Genomic DNA, 18,971 nt, shown 5'->3' on the forward strand with positions numbered 1-18,971 from the left:
GACGAACGGAATAGTCCGAGTCAAACGAAGGAGTGCCATGTCTGAGAACCTGCCGATCACAGTCGGTGTCGTTGCCGGCGATGAAGATTACCCCGCCGTCGAATGGGCGACGTACGAAGCAGCTGTCCGTGGCGCCCCGCTGCAAATTGTGACGGTCATCGAGGACCTCGAGCCCACCATGAGCGCATGGCGTCTACCGGCGGAGTATTGCCACGACGTAGCCCGTACCGCCCAGGGAGTCGTAACCGAGGCAAGCGTCGTTGCGCGCATCATCGCCGACCAGGCGGGGGTTCGCGATCTCGACATAGCATCGCAGGTTCTAAAAGGAGGTGTGCGAGACAAGCTCATCGCGCAATCAGCCGACTCCGCGATGATGGTGTTCGGTGCGCACACGAGCAGCGGCCTCCGCCATGATCCGATTTCCTCCGCGCTTGCCACGCATGCACGCTGCCCAGTCGTCTTGGTGCCGGTGGCAGGTGGGGCGACCACACCCCAACACCACATCGTCGTCGGAGTGGACGGCTCACCCGCGAGCCTCGAGGCGGTGGCCGCGGCATTTGACGAAGCGGACCGTCGAGGAGCGCCGCTGATGGCCATACACGCTTGGCAGGAGAACCAGCTCCACTCAGCGTTCGTCGACGCCGGCGATTCTCGGTCGATCGATCTCCAGAACGCTGAAACTGCGGTATTGACTGAGCAGTTGGCCGGCTGGCGACAGGACTACCCCGACGTTGCGGTGAGTTTTCAAAGTGCCCATGGCGATCCGGTCGAAGTGTTGACCCAATTCAGTCGCGATGCCGAGCTCCTTGTGGTGGGCAGCCGCGGGCTCGGTGGATTCACGGGCATGCTGTTGGGCTCCACCAGCCAGCGATTGATGCACGAATTGCCCTGTCCCACCCTCATTGCCCGTCATCGGCCCGAAAACGAGCGGGCCCTTCTCCACCGATTTCCTCGTAGGGCGTTCGCCACCAAACCCACAACCCGTCACTGATCAGACACCTCCGAGGAGATCGCCATGCGTACCAGCCGAGTGGTCATGCTCATCACCGGATGCCTATCGGCGTTGTGTGGGCTCGCGCTTCTCACCGCTGCAGGATTTGTGTTGTGGGGCTACTATATTCAGCGCGACGGCGGTGAAATCACGCTCCCACAAGAGAAGTTTCAGACCTCGTCTGCCGCCTTGTTGTCCGATGACATTCACATCTTCGACTCCGCGAGCAGGCCCGAGTTGCTCGGGGTCGACGATCTGGGGCGTATCACCTTGCGGGCCACCCCCGCCGATCCTGGCAGTGCGGTCTTTGTCGGCGTCGGCCCCACCGAACAGGTCGAGCAATATCTGGATGATGTTGCGCACACCGTGATCGGCGACCTCAATTTCGACCCCTTCCGCGTTCGGTATGAGCAGGTGCCCGGTTCCACGGCGGCCCGCGCGCCGACATCAGAGACCTTCTGGGCCGCTCAGAGCGCCGGACCTGACCGGCAACAATTGTCCTGGGACCTGCAAGACGGCTCCTGGACCATGGTTGTCATGAACGCCGATGGCAGTCCCGGAGTCTCGGTAGCTCTTCAAGCGGGAGTTCGATTCGACTTCCTCGGGCCGCTGGCGGCAGTGCTGCTCGTGGGCGCAGGCGTCTTGTTGCTCGTCGGTGCGCCGCTGATCGTCTTTGGCGCTATCGGGTTGGGCCGCCAGCTGCAGCCGAGGTCCGTAGGGCCCACACCCGGTGGCCCGCCGGTGGACACGACCCACATCGGACGAGCCTCTCCGATCACGCTCACCGGGAGACTCGATCAGCCCCTCTCGCGTTGGCTGTGGCTCGTGAAGTGGTTGCTGGCAATTCCTCATTACATCGTTTTGATGTTCCTCGGCATCGCCTTTGTGATCACCACTGTGGTGGCCGGATTCGCCATTCTCTTCACCGGCCGATATCCGCGCGGCATCTTCGAGTTCAACGTTGGCGTACTTCGCTGGGTTTGGCGCGTGCAGTTCTACACCTACTCTGCGCTGGCGACCGACCGATACCCACCCTTCACACTCCGGCGCACGGACTATCCGGCCGACTTGACCGTTGACTATCCGGAAACGCTCTCGCGCGGTCTGGTTCTCGTCAAATGGTGGTTGCTCGCGATTCCTCACTACGTGATCCTTGCCGTCCTCGCCGGAGGGTGGTACGCAGGATTTCGCATTGCCGGAGACAACGGCGATGTGGGGGCCGCCGGGCAGCCGTGGTTCTTCAGCTCGGTACTCGGCTTGGTCGTAGCCATCGTCGCGATCTGCCTGCTGTTCACGGCACGCTATCCCCAAGGATTATTCGACTTCGTGATGGGTATCAACCGCTGGGCTTATCGGGTGATCGCGTACGCCGCCCTGATGCGCGATGACTACCCTCCGATGCGTCTGGACCAGGGGGCCGACGAGCCGGACTCGGCACCATTGCAAGCCCCTGAGGTCGATTCACCATCAAAGCTGCAACCGGCCGGGTCAGCCATGGCCAGTACCGACAGGGCAGTCCAGCCGCCCCATCCACGGGATTGGTTCAACGGCTGATGCGCGTCGTCATCGGATACGCCAGCGCACACGGGTCCACGGCTTCGATTGCAGAGCGGATCGCCGAACGATTGCGGGACCTGGGCCACGCGGTCGACCTGGAGTCGTTTGACGAACTGGCATCCGTCGACAGCTACGACTGCCTGATCCTGGGGAGTGCGGTACACAACGGCCAGTGGCTCCCCGCGGCTGAGGAGGCAGTCGACAACCTTCTGATCCACGATGCGCTGCGCGATAAGTATGTGTGGACTTTCTCGGTCTCCTCGGTGGGAGAAACCAGCTCGCTTCTCTCACCGCGGCTGGCACAACTGCTCCGGCGCCACATACCTGAGCCCATCGCTTTCGCACTGCTGCACAACCTCTCCGACATCCAGGGCCATCGGTCCTTCGCTGGTGCGATTGCTCCAGGTCAGTGGTCTGGTCTGGGCAATATCGTCTTCCGGCTGATGGGTGGCCGATACGGCAACGCCACCGACCATGCGGACATCGACCGCTGGGCGCTACGCATCGCCAACGCACTGGCAGTCCACAGATCGGCATGAGCATGGACATCCCCGTTGTCATCACCGACCTCGCCAAGAACTTCGGCACCACCCGCGCACTCGACGGGCTGTCCATGTCCGTGACCGCCGGATCCGTGCACGGTTTTCTGGGGCCCAACGGATCCGGCAAATCCACGACGCTGCGGATTCTTCTCGGACTCGCCAAGGCAGATGCCGGCTCGGTGGAGGTATTCGGGTACGACCCCTGGCGTCACGCCGACATCGTCAACCCCAGGTTGGCCTACGTGCCGGGAGACGTCAGCCTCTGGCCGTCGTTGACCGGCGGTGAGGTACTCACGATGTTGGCGTCCTCGCACGGCAGGCCGAACACGCCCCGCCGTACCGAACTCATCGACCGGTTCGAACTCGATACGACCAAGAAGACCAAGTCGTACTCGAAGGGAAACCGGCAGAAGGTTGCTCTCATCGCCGCACTGGAGTCAGACGCTGAACTCCTGATCCTCGACGAACCGACGACCGGTCTGGATCCTCTGATGGAGGCCGCTTTTCGCGAGTGCATCAGCGAGCGCCGTCGCGTCGGGGTCACGGTCTTGTTGTCCAGTCACATGTTGGCAGAGGTCGAAGCGCTGTGCGACAGCGTCACCATCATTCGCGGTGGACGAAGTGTTGAATCGGGTACCTTGCAACACTTCCGAAAACTGACGCGACTCCAGGTGCGGGCGGAAGCAGTCGGCTCCGGAAACACTCTCCTAGCGCATCGGGGTGTGTATGACGTCACCGTGAGCGCTGACCACCTCACGTGCACCGTAGATCGCGACGCCCTGAACGATCTGCTGACAACGCTCGGAACCATTGGTGTCACCGACCTGAGCGTTACACCCATCACCCTCGAGGATCTTTTCCTACGCCAGTATCTGCAACCGCCGGACGCGACTGCGGCTGCCGCGCCATGAGGACCGCGCACGCGTGCGCAACCCTGTTGCGACTGTCATTTCGCGAAGACCGCGTCCTGGCGGCAACTTGGGTCGTGTTGCTGACGACAATCACCTGGGTCTCGGCTGACGCGACCAAGGATTTGTACGGTTCCGGTCAGATGCGCGCAGCTGCCGTGTCGGCACTGAACGCGACACCCGCGGTTACCGCCCTGTATGGGCGGATGTCTCCGACGGTCTCGCTCGGCGAGATGGCCATCCTCAAACCCTTCATGATGGGCACGATCGCCGTAGGGGTGATCACAGCAGTCATCGCCATCCGCCACACCCGCGCCGGCGAGGAGTCCGGACGAACCGACCTGTTGATCGCAGCGGGTGCAGCGCGGAATGCACTCGTGATCAACGCATATGTCAGCGCTTCGGCGGTCAGCGTCGCATTCGGGGCGGCCGCGAGCATCTCGCTGCTCGCTGTCGGCCTCCCCACCGCCGGGGCTCTGGCCGTAGGGGCCGCCTGGACGATGGTTGGCCTGTTGTTCGCGAGCACCGGCGTTCTGTGCGCACAGGTCTTCGGGACCGTTCGGGCGGCCCGGAGTGCCATCTTCGTACTCATCGGATGTGCATATCTGATCCGCGCACTGGCTGACAGCAGCAGCTTCCTGAGCTGGCTCCGTTGGCTGTCCCCGGTGGGCTGGGCCCAGCAGGTCCGGCCCTTCGCCGAAGAACAATGGTGGCCGTTGACACTTCTCGGGGCGGCAACGGTCGTGGTAGCCCTCTGCGGAGTCCCACTCGCACGGCGGCGCGATGTGGGCGCCGCGTCCTGGTCGAGACCGGACGAATCGACAGATGAACTGATCAGGACCCGATCAGGTTTGGTCTGGCGACTAATCCGAACAGGTTTCCTCACGTGGGCCATCGGGATCGCGGCACTCAGCGCCGTGGTCGGGAACGTCGCGGCGAACGCCGACTCCTTCCTCGGAAACCAGGCGATGGCCGACTACCTCAGCCGACTCGGTGGCTCCGGCGCAGTCGTGGACAGCCTGTACTCCGCAGAGCTGGGATACATCGGTTTGCTCGCAGCAGCTTTCGCAATCTACGTCATTCTGCAGATCTCCCATGAGGAATCTGCGCGCCACCTTGACCTACTGCTGACCGCAACCCCATCGCGGCGCCGATGGGTGACCGCACATCTGTTGATCGCGGCCGGCGGCAGTGTTGTCCTCATGGGTACCGCGGGGACAGTGCTGGCGACCTTCGACATCGTCAACACCGGCGACACCGGTCATGCCGGGCACATCATCGCAGCGTCTATGGGACAGGTGCCGGCGATCTGGCTCATGGCTGCGGTCGCTGTGCTGGTGTATGGACTGACCCGGCACGCCCAAGCCGTCGTCTGGGCATTGCTGGTCGCAGTCGTCACCACGGGGATCCTCGGTCCTCTCATCGACACAAATTTCGCGATCGAGAATCTCTCGCCGTTCAGCCACACCCCGACCCTGGCCGACCTGGATGCTGTGCCCGCAACGGTGTTCATGCTCGGCGTCGCCGCAGCCGCAACGTTCGCTGGAATCCGAGCCTTCGACCACCGCGACGTTGTCCCTGGCTGATGTGGGAAGCGAACCGTCCCATACGGCACAAGGTCCCATGCAGCGACGTCGAAATGCCCTGCTGATCCAGCCCACGACCGAATTGAATGAGAACTGACACGAGACAACAAGATCAACCGGCAGGAGTAGCCATGACCACAGCTTCGGCAACCCAGCGCCGACAATCGAGTAACCCCCTGAACACGGTAGCCGTCATAGTATCGGCACTCACAGCGCTCCTGGCCGTCGCCGGTGCCGTCGGGATTGCCGGCGGGGGCATTGACTTCGGCGACGACATCGAAGGACGGCTTCCCTGGGACAGCCGCCTGCTGGCCGGATCGGCATTGGTCATCATCGTCGCCATTCCCACGGCGCTGGCGGCGGCAGCGTTACGTGCCCGGTCCCCACGTGGTCCCGCGATATTGATCGCGGCCGGAATGATGCTCTTCGGATGGATCATCCTGCAAGTGCTCATCATTCAAGCTTTCAACCCCCTACAAGTGATCTTCGCCGTGACGGGCATCGCGCTGGCCATCACGGGGCTTGTGTTGGCGTCCAGGCGCGAACGTGCAGCCTCCCGGTCAAATCACACCACAACACGGTACCCGACAAAAGGATCGAACAAACGATGAACACCATGAAAGCCGCGCTGGTTCAAAGCTTCACGGAACCGCTCGTCATCGGCGACGTTCCGCTACCCTCCCCCGGCCCGTTCCAAGCGCTCGTACGGGTTCGGTATTCGGGGGTTTGCCACACCGATCTGCACGCTGCCCACGGCGATTGGCCGGTCAGACCGACCCTCCCTTTCGTACCCGGCCACGAGGGCGTGGGAACCGTCATCGAGATCGGTGATCAGGTCACCCGCCTCAAGGTCGGAGACACCGTCGGCAATGCCTGGCTCTGGAGCGCGTGCGGCGACTGTGAATACTGCCAAACCAGCTGGGAGACCCTGTGTCCTGACCAGGTCAACGGAGGTTATTCGGTCGATGGCTCGTTCGGAACCCACATGCTGGTCGACTCGCGATATGCCCCGATCATCCCCGCCGGTGTCGACGTGGCAGCCGTCGGGCCCATTCTGTGCGCCGGTGTCACCGTCTACAAGGGACTGAAGATGACCGATACGCAACCCGGCGATTGGCTCCTCATCTCGGGCATTGGTGGACTTGGCCACATAGCCGTGGAGTATGCGCGGGCGATGGGTCGACGCGTTGTCGCCATCGACATCGACGATGCGAAACTCGACCTCGCCGTTCAGCACGGCGCAGAGGTGACCGTGAATGCCGCGTCGGTCGAGGATCCGGCCGCCGAGATCATCGAGCGTACGGGCGGAGGAGTCCACGGCGCCCTGGTCACGGCTGTCAACGCGCACGCGTTCCCGCAGGCGGTAGGAAGCCTGCGGCGCGGCGGCACCGTCTCACTGGTCGGCCTACCGCCCGAGAAGTTCCCGCTCGACATTTTCACCACCGTGCTGTTCGGGCTCACAGTGCGTGGTTCCATCGTCGGCACGCGCAGAGACATGACCGAAGCGCTCGACTTCTTTGCTCGCGGACTGATTCACCCCACGTACAAGCTGCGGCATTTGGACGAGATCAACGACATCTTCACCGACATGTCCGCTGGTGATATCAGCGGGCGAATAGTGCTGGACCTCAACTAGTTCAACAATCCATCCACCGGCGCGCCGATGGCCAAAAGGGAGGACGGCGATGTCCACGTACGACACTTCAGCAGGAGCAGACCTCGTCCAGAAGCTGACCGAGGCCGACTGCTGGGAACTACTGCGGCAGGAGCAACTCGGACGACTTGTTGTCACAGTCGGCGACCGTATCGACATCTTCCCGATCAACTACCTCATCGATGCGCATCGGGTGCTGTTCCGCACCGCCGAGGGCACAAAACTCGTCGAATTGACCATCGACGACCGGGTGGTCTTCGAAGTCGACCACGTCGACGACGAATCCGGATGGAGCGTGGTCATACACGGCACTGCCCGTACCCTGAGGACCTCCGCAGAGATCGCGGTCGCCGACGCCCTCGAGCTACGTTCTTGGGTGCCGACAACGAAGTACAACACCGTCGAGATCCAACCCGGCGAAGTGACCGGCCGGTACGTGCGCTTCGGCGAAGAACCTGAGCGTTGACCGAGCAAGGCGCTGAGGAACACGGAATGATTGTCAATCGCGACTGCACCAGCACAAAATCCTCGCGCCCTGAATCTTCGCTAAGGAGTCACTCCGAGGCCGCGGCAGCCGTGATGACACTTGGTTCGAGCGCGGTCGCCTTTGCCGCGGCGGTGGCCGTCATCAGCGGTGGGACATACGTCGGCGAAGAGATCGAACGTCGAATGCCGTGGGAGAGTCCAGTCGTTCTCGGCGTGTTTCTGACGATCATTGTCGGCCTACCGATGGCCCGGGCAACCTACGATCTTCTTTTCCGCACCGATCAGGCGGCCGGCACCACCCTGATGGCGGGAGCACTGCTCCTCGGATGGGTCGCCATACAGATGACCCACATCCACGCAGTCCACCCTCTGCTGGTGGTACCAGCGGCTATCGGGGTCACCCTGGTTGTCGCCGGTCTGTACTTCGCACATCAGGTTTCGGACGACAAAGAACCAGCGGTCGGTGACCCATAGTCAGTCGGCGTCAAAAGTGTGCGAGCACAAACAGAGGCGCAATCCTTCTCTCGGGCTTCAGAAGTCATTCCTATACAACGTGAGGATCGAAGATGAATGATGATCGTGACCAGCTCCCTGTGGTCGTCGGAGTCGATGGCTCGGAGGCGGCCCTGGGCGCGTGCAGATGGGCGGCGACGTTGGCTGCGGCTCGCGTTGCGCCGCTGCACCTTGTCCACGCAATTCCGCCCTTCCCTTGGTTCTCTCCGACCGCATTGGCGTTGAGTTCCGAGAACTTGGATAAAGAGTTGCACCAAGTCGGGAACGCACAACTCGACGAAGCTGAAGCAGTGGTGCGGGAAGAGTGTCTGTCGCTACCGGTGAGCCGATTACTGCTCGAAGGTCCGGTTCCTGACGTGCTCGCCGACCGGTCCGAACACGCCCAGGCAGTCGTGCTGGGTGCGCATTGGAGTGGACCTGCAGGGGACATGCTGCTGGGCCGACAAACAATTCGGGTGATCAACCGCGCCAGATGTCCCGTGGTGGCGTGGCGGAGGGAGCCGTTCGCCGCAGCAGACGGTGCCCGGCCCATCGTGGTGGGTGTCGATGAGTCCGACTACGCCACCAGGGCCGCGCACCACGCGTTCTCCTACGCCGACACGCTGCACGTACCGCTGGTCATCGCCCACTTCTGGAGTATGTACGCTACGGTCGGGCTTGGCTACTCTGCGGCGTTCGTCGACTGGGACGCGATTCAGCGCGAGAAGCAACAATGGATCGACGCCCTGATCGCGCCGCTGGCAGAGGAGTATCCCGCCGTGACCGTGCACAGGGTGTGCGCCGACTCGACACCGGCAAGAGGTCTGGTTGGACTGTCGAAAACCGCACAGATGGTGGTGGTCGGGTCCCGCGGTCGCGGGCAATTCGTGGGTGCTGTTCTGGGTTCTGTCAGCCAGAACCTCGTACACCACGCGGACTGCTCTGTTCTCGTTGTGCCCTAGTCAGGGTCGGTCGAAGGTGGGTGGTCCGCTATGCGGACGTTGAAGCTGAGCGAACTCCGCTACGTCAGCGATAGCCACCAAGGCGTCGAACAGTTTGTCGCCCTGCATCTTAGTGGGAATCGCGGTGAGAACGGGGCCGAAGAAGCATCGTCCGTTCAGGCAGGTGATGGGGCTGCCCCCGGTGCTGCCGAGTTTGTCCTGGCTTTCCTGATGTGCGACCCGCACGGCGCTGTCGTACAACGTACTGGTCATTTCGTTGGCAAGGTGGGGGTCCAGTCCGCTGTCGGCTAGGGCGGCTTCGACTGCGGCCGTGGTGACGGGTTCACCTTGATCATGGATGCGGTACCCCAGTGCGGTATAGAGCGGTCCGATGACAACGTCGCCGTGGTCATGGTGCGCGGCGGCAAGGACTCGGCCCAATTTTCGGGACACGTCCATGTGGTGTTGCTGTTGGTCGGTGAGGTCGGTAGCTCGTTCGTTCATGACAGCGAGACTCATTTGCCGCCAACCTATGTCCGTTGTTCGCCGTTGTCCCGTGTCGATCAGCCAGCGTGAGGCTGCCCAAGCGAACGGACATGCTGGGTCGAAGTAGAATTGAACTGCGGTCATGATGTCGTACTCCTCTGTGGCGCCGGGTCACGGCGTCGCCTGGGTTCGATCCGGTTACTGGTTCGCGAGGGCGGCGATCGCGGCCGTGAGCTTTGCCGTTGCCTCGTCGGCAATGGGGGCGAGCCCGGATTCGCCGGAGACTTGCACCATGAGGTTCGGGTTCATGGCTTCGACGATGGTCGATGCTGGGTCGGCGGGGTCGGAGCGGACAACCACGTTGCAGGGCAACAGGAGCCCGATCTGGCTTTGCACGCCCAGTGCCCGGTGCGCCAGCTGCGGGTTGCAGGCGCCAAGGATCAGATAGTTCTCCATATCTTTGTCGAGTTTGGCTTTCAACGTGTCGGTGACATTGATTTCGGTGAGCACACCGAACCCCTGGTCAGCCAACACGGCCCGGGTCTTTTCGACCGTGTCCTTGAACGGGCTGTTCACCACTGTGGAGATGGACAGTGTCATGACGGATCTTCCTTTCATCAGGGTGTAAGACGCGCAGAAGTCAGTGCAGTTCACTCTGGTAGGGCAGGCCCAGGCGGTGCATGAGTTTGCTGGCGGGACACCACCCTACGACGCTGTAGAACAGCAGATTCACAGCCACGAAGGCCGTCAACAGCAGCCACCACTGCGAGAGCGTGATTGCCAGCACAAGACTTGACAACACCACGATCCCGGCCATCAGGGGAACGGCTCTTTCCACGGTCCAGTTCGGGGTGGTCGTATGAGTGTTCATCAAATCTGGTCCTTCGGTTCGGTATGCGACTGTGATCAGTGAGAGAAGGTGACCGTGGGCAGGATTCGCTGTAGCCAGGTCGGTGACCACCACGCCGCGCGGCCGGTGAGCCGGAGGAGTGCCGGCAGCAGCATCAAGCGGATCAAGACTGCGTCCAGCAGAACAGCGACGCCGAGGATGATTCCCATCTCTTTGGGCGGCAACGGATCTGCGAGCGCGAATGTGAAGAACACCGCCACCATCACCGCCGCAGCGGCGAAGATGATTCGACCAGAGTGCGCCATGCCGTCAATCTGTGCCCTTTCGGGATCACCGGTTTTTTCAAAGTGTTCTTTCGCGGTGGCGAGCAGGAAGACTGTGTAGTCCATTGCGATCGCAAAGATCATCGCGAAGAAGAACACCGGGCCCCAGCCGTCCAGAAATCCCTGGGGTGTGAAGCCGAGCAGTTCTGACAGATAACCGTCTTGGAAGATCAACTTCGCCACCCCGAATGCTGCAGCGGTTGACAACAGGCTGACAACGGTGCCGATGAGTGCGATCAGCGGCGCCTGTAATGCCACCAGCAGCAGGACGAATCCCAGGACCAAGATCACCGTCACGATCACCGGAAAGTAGGTGTTGAGTGCTTGTTGCAGATCGAGGTTCTCTGTCGGCGCCCCGCCGACGAGCGTTCCCTGGGGAACTGCCGCACGGAGTTCGTCCACAATCGTGGCCAGCCGAGCGTCGGATGGATCCACCGACGGCAGTCCCTGGAGCATCACATAACCCGCGCCGTCGGAAGCCGGCACCGGTGGGGTGACCATCTCGATCCCGGAGGTCGCCGAGGCCGAGGCTGCTGCCTGTTGAGCGTCGGCGGGCGGGGCGATGATCTGCAACATTCCCGGAGCACCTTCACCCATTTGTTCTTGCACCAGCTCATAACCCTGGCGCACCGGCGCGTCCTCGGGAACCACCTCGATGGACGGCATGGCCACCTTGAGCCCGATCACCGGGATCGCGAGCGCGATCAGCACCGCCATCGATCCGAGCGCGAACGGCCAAGGATGCTTGTGCAGCGTCTGTCCCCAGGAGTCGAACAGAGGTGAATGGTGTCTCTGCCGTTTGGCGTACGGCAACGATGCAGCATTCACCTTCGGTCCCAGCGCTCCCAATGCCGCCGGCAACAAGGTCACAGTGGCGGCCAAGACGAAAACGACCGCGAGCATGATGCCGATCGCCATGGTCCGCACCGCGGGAGCGGGCACCATGAGAACAGCAGACAGGCTCACCAACACGGTGATGCCCGACAACATGACCGCCTTGCCTGCAGTACCCATGGTTTCAGCGACCGCGGCGATCATATCGGTGCGGTCTTCGATGGCATCGCGGAAACGCGAAACGACAAACAGTGCATAGTCGATACCCAGGGCAAGGGCGAACATCATCGCGAAGTTCATGGCCCACACCGAAATCGGTGTCACCTGATTCAGCAGGACCAGACCGCCCGCCGAGGCAACCAATCCTGCAATTGTCAACAACAGGGGCAGACCGGCCGCCACGAGTGACCCAAACGCCAACACCATGATGGCAAGCGTCACCGGCCAGGAGAACAACTCCGCCTTGATCATTGCATCGTGATTGGCTTTGTTGAAGTCGCTCCACAGGGCCGACGCCCCTGTTGGATACACCTCGATCCCGTCGCCGGACAACCCGGTCAGTTCAGCTTTGACGTCATCGACAGCGCGAACCATGTCGTCGGTGTTGGCATCAGCACCCGCGATGAGTATGCCGGTATGGCCATCGCGACTGATCGTCATACCTGGCTGCGGCGCCACGACGTCACCGAATCGAGAGTCGCCGGCGAAGATCGCTGCGGCCTCGGCCAGCGTCTGCTGCATGCGAGGATCCTCGACGCGAACGGCGTCGGAGTGGACCACCACCTGAACGGCCGCCGACGAATTGCCACCAAAATGCTGCTGCGCCAATTCACGAACCTGTACCGACTCCGAACCGTTGGCCTGCCAGCCTGCGCCCGCCAACGAAGAGAACACCGACGGCGCCGCCGCACCCAGCCCGATCAGCAGCAAGAACCAGACGCTGAAAACCAGCCTTGAGTGTGCAGCCATCGTTGCGCCCCATCGCCCGAGGGCGCTGGGTGGAGCCGCCGACGGAGACGGTGGGTGACTGTCGGTGGATGTGGTGGTCGCCATGATGCTGACTGCTCCTCGCAGAGGTCCCGTATACCCCCGGGGGTACCTGACGCGGACTACGATACCCCATAGGGCATTGCCGTCAAGTGCGCTGCGTCGTCGACCCCGAGTACCCCCTGGGGTACCCTTTCAAGAAGCGATAAGAGTGAAGGGACCACTACCGTGACCGGTGACGAAGAATCAATGACCGCGGTGCTCAATCGCTTGCGGCGAGCACAGGGACAGCTGGCCGGGGTCATCGCCATGATCGAGGCCGGCCGGGACTGTAAGGATGTGGTCACCCAACTCGCCGCGGTGTCCCGTGCGCTTGACCGCGCCGGCTTCAAGATCGTTGCCTCGGGTATGCGGCAGTGCATCAACGGTGCCGACGGTGACCAAGCACCGTTGACCGAAGCCGAACTGGAGAAGCTGTTTCTGGCGCTGGCGTAACCGACGTCCACATCCTCTCGCTTCCCCGCCACATACTCCATGGAGTACCCCACCACGGCCGCGATCCGGGCACCGCAGCCGTAAGCCATCAATGAACAGGCCCTCTGTCACATTCGACGCGCGTGCTCGACCATCACATCGACGACGGTGCAACCCGGTCACCAAGGTCCTCTCTCGGTGCCCCGGTCGGCACTTGTTCGAGTAGCGGACAATTCGCGACGATTCTCCGGTAGCGCACTGACATCCGATCAGTGGCCTCTGCGGAAAAGGACCTCAAGATGGCTCCGAAAGAATCGGCGCCCGGTGCTGCACTCCTCCGGACGGCCCCGTGGACAAAACGTTCGGCTCGGCCTGGTGACGTCAACAGCACTCATCGTTGGCCGCATTAGACCGAAAGTGACGGCGGCATGCGGCTTCGCCTGGGCCGGGGAATCTCGACAATCGGCGCTCTCGCTGACCTCCCACAACTGATCAGCGCAGACGCCGGCACGACCATCAGCAGGCAATACAGTGGTCTCACCCACTCCACACCCGCATGCATCTAGCACGACCCATTTCAGCTGTCGTCTTCAACGTACGGCGCATTGAAAGTATCGTTGATCGCCTCTTTCGATTGTTTAGGGCTCACCCTGCCGCTCACCCTTGGAACGGTCGGTGCGATAGTGAGTTTGCATTGCTAGCACCCATGGTGGGGGAAGCCGGTCGAAGTCCGGCGCTGTCCCGCAACGGTAGGCCGTCATCCGACGGTGAGCCCGATCGCCCGCATGGGGGCTTGTGACTCCGATATGTCGTCGTGGTTTGCGAATGGGAGTCCAGCGAGGCAGCTGGTGATCTGGCGTGTGCGCACGCGCCCCGGGTGGCCCCTGTCGTGCTGGATCGACTCGTACGCCACCTGAGCAAGATCTTGAGGTCCGATGTCGATCAGCACCCCGCCATTCCACTTGCGTACGCTCGCGCTCGTTGCACTGTCGATGACCACGGTCATGGCCTTGACCAGCTGCTCTCGTGGCGAGGGGACCGCACCGAGCGAGACGGCGGTCGCCGCATTTGCCCAGCCGGTGTCCATCACCAACTGCGACCGGCCGGCAACCTTCGACGTCCCGCCCCAACGGATCGTGTCGATGAACGATCACGTCACCGAAACCCTGATCCAGATGGGCGTGGGTGATCGGATCGTGGGCATGGGTTATGGCGAGAAAGACGATCCGTTACCCGAGGTCGCAGACCAGTTCAAAGCCATTCCATCGTTGGCCGCGGAATACCCGACGTTCGAACAGATCAGGGATCTCGATCCAGACCTGGTTGTGGGCGGGATGCGCAGCGCCTTCGACGACAAGAACGGTCTGGGCCGAGACCGGCTCGAGGAGAACGGTATCCAGACCTTCCTGTTCTCCGAATACTGCACGGCCGGCTTCTCCGATATTGACGTGCTGCGGACCGACTTCACCCAACTCGGCGACATCTTGGGTGTATCGGACGCCGCCGAAAAGCTGACGACGTCGATCACCGACCGGCTCGATGCCGTGCGCGAACGCCTCGATGCCGCAGGCGTAGAACCTACGCCGACGTTCTTCTACGATTCCGGCGAAGACCAGCCCTTCACCGTCGGCGGTGTCGGCATCGGCAACCTCATCGGTGACTACGCCCGCGCACAGAACATCACGCCCGAAGGACCCAAGCCGTACTTCACCACCAGCTGGGAGGTGGTCGGCGAACGCGCCCCCGAAGCCATTGTTGTTCTCGACTACGGCGACACGAATGCCGACGGTAAGATCGCCTACCTGAAGAGCCAACCGATCATGGCCACCACGCCCGCAATACGCAACAACCGGATCGTCGTCGTGCCGCTCGACGACTTCTTCGAAAGTTCCCGTCTGGCAACGTCCGTGGAAGCCATCGCTCGCGGGCTACACCCCGCCGCGTTCACCACTGCCCGATAACGCCGATGAGTGTCACCACCTCCGCCGCAGATACCCGAAATACGCCTGCCCCTGATCCAGACATAACAGGGATCAAGACCCGAGAACGTTTGCCACTGTGGACAATCCTCACGCCGATGCTCGGGGGGTTGGCGGTGGCCGTCGCCGGCGCCGTATCGGTGGGAACGGTCAACATCCCTTTCGGAGACGTGTGGGCCATCGTTGCCCAGCGCATCGCCCCGGGTTCGTTCGACATCTGGTGGACCGACGCCCGGGACGCCATCGTGATCGACTCGCGGCTGCCCCGGGCGTTGACCGCAGCCGTGGTGGGTGCCGCACTGGCTATCGCCGGCGCAGTCGCTCAGGCGGTCACACGAAATCCCCTGGCCGATCCGTTCCTGCTCGGAGTGTCCTCGGGTGCAGGGTTCGGGGTGGTGCTGGTGACTGTTCTCGGGGTGGGCGGCGGCGCTCTGGGCGTCTTCACGCTGCCTGCTGCGGCATTCCTTGGCGCCTTGCTCCCATTGGCGGGAGCCATCGCGATCAGCGTCCGAACCCAGGCGGTGACCGCGATCGTCCTGGTGGGGGTGGCGATGTCGATGGTCTTCTCTGCCCTGATCACCTTCACCCTGCTCGTACTCGGCAACGACCATCAGATCGGGACCGTGATGCGCTGGCTTGCAGGAGGTTTCGGGGACGCGACCTGGACCATGCTCGCGATCCCGGCGGCGGTTCTGCTCATCGTGGGCACCGGCGTCGTGGCGTGCAGCCGCCAGCTCAACCTGCTTCTCGTCGGGGATGACGGTGCCGCCGCCCTGGGCATGAACGTGCAGCGTTTCCGGATCCTGACGTTGCTCGCCGTGTCGCTGCTGACCGCCGCGGCCGTCGCGGTCTCGGGCACCATCGGGTTCATCGGGTTGCTCATACCCCACGCCGCCGGCTACCTGGTAGGCCGAAACTCCGCCCGATTGATTCCTGTCGCTGCCGTATCCGGCGCCCTGGCGCTCGTCATCGCCGACATCATCGCCCGAGCAGTCAGCAACTCCACTGAGCTACCCGTGGGTGTGGTCACCGGCCTCATCGGCGTCCCATTGTTTCTGGTGATGCTGTGGCACCGTTACGGAAAACCCCAGTGAGCCGGCTCCACGCCCACGCGGTGCACGCACGACTGGGCCAACGAACCGTTCTACGCGGGTGCGACCTCGAGGTCGCACCAGGGCAAGTACTTGCGCTGGTCGGCCCCAACGGCAGCGGCAAGACGACACTGCTGCGCACCTGCTACCGAGCCCTGGCCGTCCACGCCGGTTCCATCACACTCGGCGACGACGACATCAGCGCCCTGCACCGGCGAGATCTGGCCCGCGCCATCGGAGTCAGTGTCCAAGAACCGGCCTCGCTCGGGGGCCTGACCGTCCGCGAATCAGTACAGCTCGGCCGCACCCCACACCGACGGTGGCTCGAGTCCTTCAACGACCAGGACCGCTCAGTGGTCAGCGACGTCCTGGACAAGGTCGGCCTCACCGCACTAGCAGATCGCGACCTTCTCGAACTCTCCGGCGGTGAGCGTCAACGAGTCTCCATCGCCCGAGCGCTGGCCCAACAACCACAGGTGTTGCTCCTGGACGAGCCGACCAACCACCTCGACCTGCGTCATCAGCTCACCATCCTGCAACTCCTCCGCGACCTGGCAGAGCAAGGAACAGCAATCTTGGTGACGCTGCATGACCTGAGCATGGCAACTGCCTACAGCGACCAGATCGCCGTCCTCAACGATGGTCTGCTCGTCGCCGTCGGCACCCCGGACAACGTCCTGCAACCCGACCTGCTCGCAACGGTATTCGGGGTGAATGCACACGTCATCTCGAACAAACGGGGCCGGCGAACACTCGACATCCACGGCCTCGCCGATGCCTGACAACCAACCACAGCCCCGAAACGACAGTCGGCTGCTGCGCGGCACACTGCTGACCGATCCAACATGGCTCGCCGACCGCATCATCGACACCGGCCGACGGTGGGACTGCGCCAACGCACGAATCAACGCCACCCTGTGGTGGTACTCGGCGAGCTCAACCTTCGTCGCAGACCCCATCGAAGCCCTACTGGCGACCGGTCGCACACCGACACCACGCCTTCAAGAACTCCGATTCACTCTGCGCGCCAACGGTTACCTGGCCACAACTCAATCCTCGGTCACCGTCGACGGCGCCGAACGCTACTCGGCCGCACTCATCGACGCGTACGCCGACATCATCACGCCTTTGGCCGCCATATCCGGTGCGGCGCCGCGTGCCCTGTGGGCCATCGCATCTGATTCGGTGGCGAACCGAGCACTCGACGCAGGCACAGCCCTGAACCGAATCCCCGACGCCTCCGCGCTCGCCGCTGTTCTGTGCCGTCCACCGTTCATACGTCCACGATTCACGACCGCGAGTGCTGAGACATCCCGGCACCGGCCGTGCGGCACGCCGATCATCCGACGCACCTCGTGCTGCCTGATCTATCAGGCAACCGGTGGTGACAAATGCACGAGCTGCCCCCGACGGCCTCGGCAGCCTGACTCACCAGCACGCTGAGGTATCCCCCGCGACCCACTGGGCGGAAAGACGGGGGCTCAAGTCCCCACAAGGGACTATCTCGTTAACGGTGTTTCGACCGTTTTCCATTAGTAGGTTTCTGATCCGGGCCAACGGTCCGCGAACGTGATCGCGAAGGCGTTGAGAGCGGGTTTCCACCGTGTGATCCATCGTGCCTGACCTTTGCCGGTCGGGTCCAGCGAACGGGTCACCAGGTACAAACATTTGAGCGCGGCCTGCTCGCTGGGGAAATGGCCGCGGGCTTTCACGGCCCGCCGGTAGCGCGCGTTGAGCGACTCAATTGCATTGGTAGAGCATATGACTCGACGTATCTCCGTGTCGTAGTCAAGGAAGGGGATGAACTCCTCCCAAGCGTTGTCCCACAGCCGGATGATCGCCGGGTACCGTTTGCCCCAGTGTTCGGCCAGTTCGTCGAAAGCAGCTCTGGCCGCAGGCTCGCTCGGCGCGGTGTAGATCGGTTTGACATCGCGCTTGAGTGCGTCCCAGTGCTGTCGAGCCGAGAGCCGAAAAGTGTTGCGGATCAGATGCACGACACAGGTTTGGACGGTGGTGGCCGGCCACACATGCTCGACAACCTCCGGCAGGCCCTTGAGACCGTCGCAGACGAGGAAGAACACGTCTCTGGTGCCACGATTGCGGATGTCAGTGAGCACGCTCATCCAGAACTTGGCACCCTCACCGCCCGTGCCGGCCCACAAACCAAGCACGTCGCGGCGCCCGTCCAGGCTCACCCCGATGGCCGCGTAGATCGGCCTGTTCGCGACCTGCCCGTCGCGGATCTTGACCACGATGGCATCGATGAAGATCGCCGCGTAACACCTCATCGAGCGGACGTGCAGACCAATCCTGCATCTCCTCGATCACCTTGTCGGTGATCCGAGAAATCGTCTCCTTCGAGACCGATGCACCGTAGATTTCAGCGAAGTGCGCGCTGATCTCCCCAGTCGTTAACCCTCTGGCGTACAACGATAAAACGATCTCATCAACGCCGTTGAGCCGACGCTGCCGCTTCTTGACGATCTGCGGTTCGAACGTACCTTCGCGGTCTCGGGGGACTTCGATCGGGACCTGCCCGGTCGACTCGGTCAGCACCGTCTTCGACCGAGTGCCGTTGCGGATATTTGTTGATGCCCGATCCGGGTTGGCCTGGTTCTTGTCGTGCCCGAGATGCTCGGTCATCTCCTCGTTCAATGCCGTTTCCAGGACCGTCTTGGTGAACTGCTTGAGCAGCCCATCCGGGCCCGTCAGCGACAGGCCCTGCTCTTTCGCCAAGCGCACGAGCTCCGCTGCCGCCGCCTCCTCGGCCGACGGTGGTGTCGATTTCTT

General features: G+C 62.6%; 19 protein-coding genes, 1 pseudogene and 1 riboswitch. Of the genes and pseudogenes, 15 read left to right on the forward strand and 5 right to left on the reverse strand.

All coding sequences use genetic code 11. From position 1 onward, the window contains the following. Positions 1–37 precede the first annotated feature (37 nt). The 10 genes from BH683_RS08920 (at position 38) to BH683_RS08965 (ending at position 9,178) form a co-directional block, all read left to right on the forward strand. Complete coding sequence (locus BH683_RS08920) at positions 38–991, forward strand: universal stress protein (protein ID WP_168186999.1); 954 nt, start codon at positions 38–40, stop codon at positions 989–991. 24 nt (positions 992–1,015) lie between these two features. Further along, positions 1,016–2,545, forward strand: a complete 1,530-nt coding sequence (locus tag BH683_RS08925; protein ID WP_084835895.1) for a DUF4389 domain-containing protein — start codon at positions 1,016–1,018, stop codon at positions 2,543–2,545. Further along, a complete protein-coding gene (locus tag BH683_RS08930; RefSeq protein WP_084835896.1) occupies positions 2,545–3,087 on the forward strand; it encodes a flavodoxin domain-containing protein in 543 nt (180 codons plus the stop codon). Before BH683_RS08925 ends, BH683_RS08930 begins: the two co-directional genes overlap by 1 nt. Continuing rightward, positions 3,084–4,001, forward strand: a complete 918-nt coding sequence (locus BH683_RS08935; protein ID WP_084835897.1) for an ABC transporter ATP-binding protein — start codon at positions 3,084–3,086, stop codon at positions 3,999–4,001. The genes BH683_RS08930 and BH683_RS08935 overlap by 4 nt, the downstream gene beginning before the upstream one ends. Continuing rightward, complete coding sequence (locus BH683_RS08940) at positions 3,998–5,584, forward strand: hypothetical protein (protein ID WP_084835898.1); 1,587 nt, start codon at positions 3,998–4,000, stop codon at positions 5,582–5,584. The genes BH683_RS08935 and BH683_RS08940 overlap by 4 nt, the downstream gene beginning before the upstream one ends. Before the next feature lie 131 nt (positions 5,585–5,715). Further along, the gene (locus BH683_RS08945) at positions 5,716–6,195 is read left to right on the forward strand and encodes a hypothetical protein (RefSeq protein ID WP_084835899.1); all 480 of its coding nucleotides are present in this window, start codon (positions 5,716–5,718) and stop codon (positions 6,193–6,195) included. Next, the gene (adhP, locus tag BH683_RS08950) at positions 6,192–7,220 is read left to right on the forward strand and encodes an alcohol dehydrogenase AdhP (protein ID WP_246833262.1); all 1,029 of its coding nucleotides are present in this window, start codon (positions 6,192–6,194) and stop codon (positions 7,218–7,220) included. The genes BH683_RS08945 and adhP overlap by 4 nt, the downstream gene beginning before the upstream one ends. A gap of 49 nt (positions 7,221–7,269) precedes the next feature. After that, complete coding sequence (locus tag BH683_RS08955; RefSeq protein ID WP_084835900.1) at positions 7,270–7,704, forward strand: pyridoxamine 5'-phosphate oxidase family protein; 435 nt, start codon at positions 7,270–7,272, stop codon at positions 7,702–7,704. Positions 7,705–7,817: 113 nt separating this feature from the next. Beyond that, positions 7,818–8,198, forward strand: coding sequence for a hypothetical protein (locus tag BH683_RS08960; RefSeq protein WP_084835901.1), 381 nt, complete (start codon positions 7,818–7,820; stop codon positions 8,196–8,198). A 92-nt stretch (positions 8,199–8,290) separates the two neighbouring features. Then, positions 8,291–9,178, forward strand: coding sequence for a universal stress protein (locus BH683_RS08965; RefSeq protein WP_084835902.1), 888 nt, complete (start codon positions 8,291–8,293; stop codon positions 9,176–9,178). Here the strand turns inward: BH683_RS08965 and BH683_RS08970 are convergent, their stop codons facing one another. From BH683_RS08970 to BH683_RS08985, 4 genes are all read right to left on the reverse strand, one after another. Beyond that, a complete protein-coding gene (locus BH683_RS08970) occupies positions 9,179–9,661 on the reverse strand; it encodes a hypothetical protein (RefSeq protein ID WP_246833263.1) in 483 nt (160 codons plus the stop codon). It lies immediately after the preceding gene. Positions 9,662–9,841: 180 nt separating this feature from the next. Then, the gene (locus BH683_RS08975; RefSeq protein ID WP_084835904.1) at positions 9,842–10,243 is read right to left on the reverse strand and encodes a DUF302 domain-containing protein; all 402 of its coding nucleotides are present in this window, start codon (positions 10,241–10,243) and stop codon (positions 9,842–9,844) included. 40 nt (positions 10,244–10,283) lie between these two features. Then, positions 10,284–10,514, reverse strand: a complete 231-nt coding sequence (locus BH683_RS08980) for a DUF2892 domain-containing protein (protein WP_084835905.1) — start codon at positions 10,512–10,514, stop codon at positions 10,284–10,286. Positions 10,515–10,549: 35 nt separating this feature from the next. Next, the gene (locus tag BH683_RS08985; protein ID WP_246833264.1) at positions 10,550–12,619 is read right to left on the reverse strand and encodes an MMPL family transporter; all 2,070 of its coding nucleotides are present in this window, start codon (positions 12,617–12,619) and stop codon (positions 10,550–10,552) included. Positions 12,620–12,865: 246 nt separating this feature from the next. Here BH683_RS08985 and BH683_RS08990 point away from each other — a divergent pair, with 246 nt between their 5' ends. The 5 genes from BH683_RS08990 (at position 12,866) to BH683_RS09010 (ending at position 17,624) form a co-directional block, all read left to right on the forward strand. Next, complete coding sequence (locus tag BH683_RS08990; RefSeq protein ID WP_084835907.1) at positions 12,866–13,132, forward strand: metal-sensitive transcriptional regulator; 267 nt, start codon at positions 12,866–12,868, stop codon at positions 13,130–13,132. Positions 13,133–13,783: 651 nt separating this feature from the next. After that, a riboswitch (cobalamin riboswitch) is annotated at positions 13,784–13,915 on the forward strand. 200 nt (positions 13,916–14,115) lie between these two features. Beyond that, on the forward strand, positions 14,116–15,072 hold the full coding sequence (locus tag BH683_RS08995; RefSeq protein ID WP_246833268.1) for an ABC transporter substrate-binding protein: 957 nt from the start codon (positions 14,116–14,118) through the stop codon (positions 15,070–15,072). Between the two features lie 116 nt (positions 15,073–15,188). Continuing rightward, positions 15,189–16,184, forward strand: coding sequence for an iron ABC transporter permease (locus BH683_RS09000; RefSeq protein WP_246833269.1), 996 nt, complete (start codon positions 15,189–15,191; stop codon positions 16,182–16,184). Beyond that, the gene (locus tag BH683_RS09005; protein ID WP_084835910.1) at positions 16,181–16,963 is read left to right on the forward strand and encodes an ABC transporter ATP-binding protein; all 783 of its coding nucleotides are present in this window, start codon (positions 16,181–16,183) and stop codon (positions 16,961–16,963) included. The genes BH683_RS09000 and BH683_RS09005 overlap by 4 nt, the downstream gene beginning before the upstream one ends. Further along, positions 16,956–17,624: a (2Fe-2S)-binding protein gene (locus BH683_RS09010; RefSeq protein ID WP_246833265.1), complete on the forward strand. Its 669-nt coding sequence runs from the start codon at positions 16,956–16,958 to the stop codon at positions 17,622–17,624. Before BH683_RS09005 ends, BH683_RS09010 begins: the two co-directional genes overlap by 8 nt. An 89-nt stretch (positions 17,625–17,713) precedes the next feature. On the opposite strand, the pseudogene BH683_RS09015 reads toward BH683_RS09010, so the two are convergent. Further along, a pseudogene (locus tag BH683_RS09015) lies at positions 17,714–18,923 on the reverse strand (IS256 family transposase). Between the last annotated feature and the right edge of the window lie 48 nt (positions 18,924–18,971).

It is taken from the genome of Williamsia sp. 1138 (genome assembly GCF_002095435.2).
GTDB lineage: Bacteria > Actinomycetota > Actinomycetes > Mycobacteriales > Mycobacteriaceae > Williamsia.

Bases quoted from the DNA above. Each gene is read 5' to 3' on its own strand.
- BH683_RS08920 (WP_168186999.1), top strand. From the start codon at position 38: ATGTCTGAGAACCTGCCGATCACAGTCGGTGTCGTTGCCGGCGATGAA.
- BH683_RS08925 (WP_084835895.1), top strand. From the start codon at position 1,016: ATGCGTACCAGCCGAGTGGTCATGCTCATCACCGGATGCCTATCGGCG.
- BH683_RS08930 (WP_084835896.1), top strand. From the start codon at position 2,545: ATGCGCGTCGTCATCGGATACGCCAGCGCACACGGGTCCACGGCTTCG.
- BH683_RS08935 (WP_084835897.1), top strand. From the start codon at position 3,084: ATGAGCATGGACATCCCCGTTGTCATCACCGACCTCGCCAAGAACTTC.
- BH683_RS08940 (WP_084835898.1), top strand. From the start codon at position 3,998: ATGAGGACCGCGCACGCGTGCGCAACCCTGTTGCGACTGTCATTTCGC.
- BH683_RS08945 (WP_084835899.1), top strand. From the start codon at position 5,716: ATGACCACAGCTTCGGCAACCCAGCGCCGACAATCGAGTAACCCCCTG.
- adhP (WP_246833262.1), top strand. From the start codon at position 6,192: ATGAACACCATGAAAGCCGCGCTGGTTCAAAGCTTCACGGAACCGCTC.
- BH683_RS08955 (WP_084835900.1), top strand. From the start codon at position 7,270: ATGTCCACGTACGACACTTCAGCAGGAGCAGACCTCGTCCAGAAGCTG.
- BH683_RS08960 (WP_084835901.1), top strand. From the start codon at position 7,818: ATGACACTTGGTTCGAGCGCGGTCGCCTTTGCCGCGGCGGTGGCCGTC.
- BH683_RS08965 (WP_084835902.1), top strand. From the start codon at position 8,291: ATGAATGATGATCGTGACCAGCTCCCTGTGGTCGTCGGAGTCGATGGC.
- BH683_RS08970 (WP_246833263.1), bottom strand. From the start codon at position 9,661: ATGAACGAACGAGCTACCGACCTCACCGACCAACAGCAACACCACATG.
- BH683_RS08975 (WP_084835904.1), bottom strand. From the start codon at position 10,243: ATGACACTGTCCATCTCCACAGTGGTGAACAGCCCGTTCAAGGACACG.
- BH683_RS08980 (WP_084835905.1), bottom strand. From the start codon at position 10,514: ATGAACACTCATACGACCACCCCGAACTGGACCGTGGAAAGAGCCGTT.
- BH683_RS08985 (WP_246833264.1), bottom strand. From the start codon at position 12,619: ATGGCTGCACACTCAAGGCTGGTTTTCAGCGTCTGGTTCTTGCTGCTG.
- BH683_RS08995 (WP_246833268.1), top strand. From the start codon at position 14,116: ATGGCCTTGACCAGCTGCTCTCGTGGCGAGGGGACCGCACCGAGCGAG.
- BH683_RS09000 (WP_246833269.1), top strand. From the start codon at position 15,189: ATGCTCGGGGGGTTGGCGGTGGCCGTCGCCGGCGCCGTATCGGTGGGA.
- BH683_RS09010 (WP_246833265.1), top strand. From the start codon at position 16,956: ATGCCTGACAACCAACCACAGCCCCGAAACGACAGTCGGCTGCTGCGC.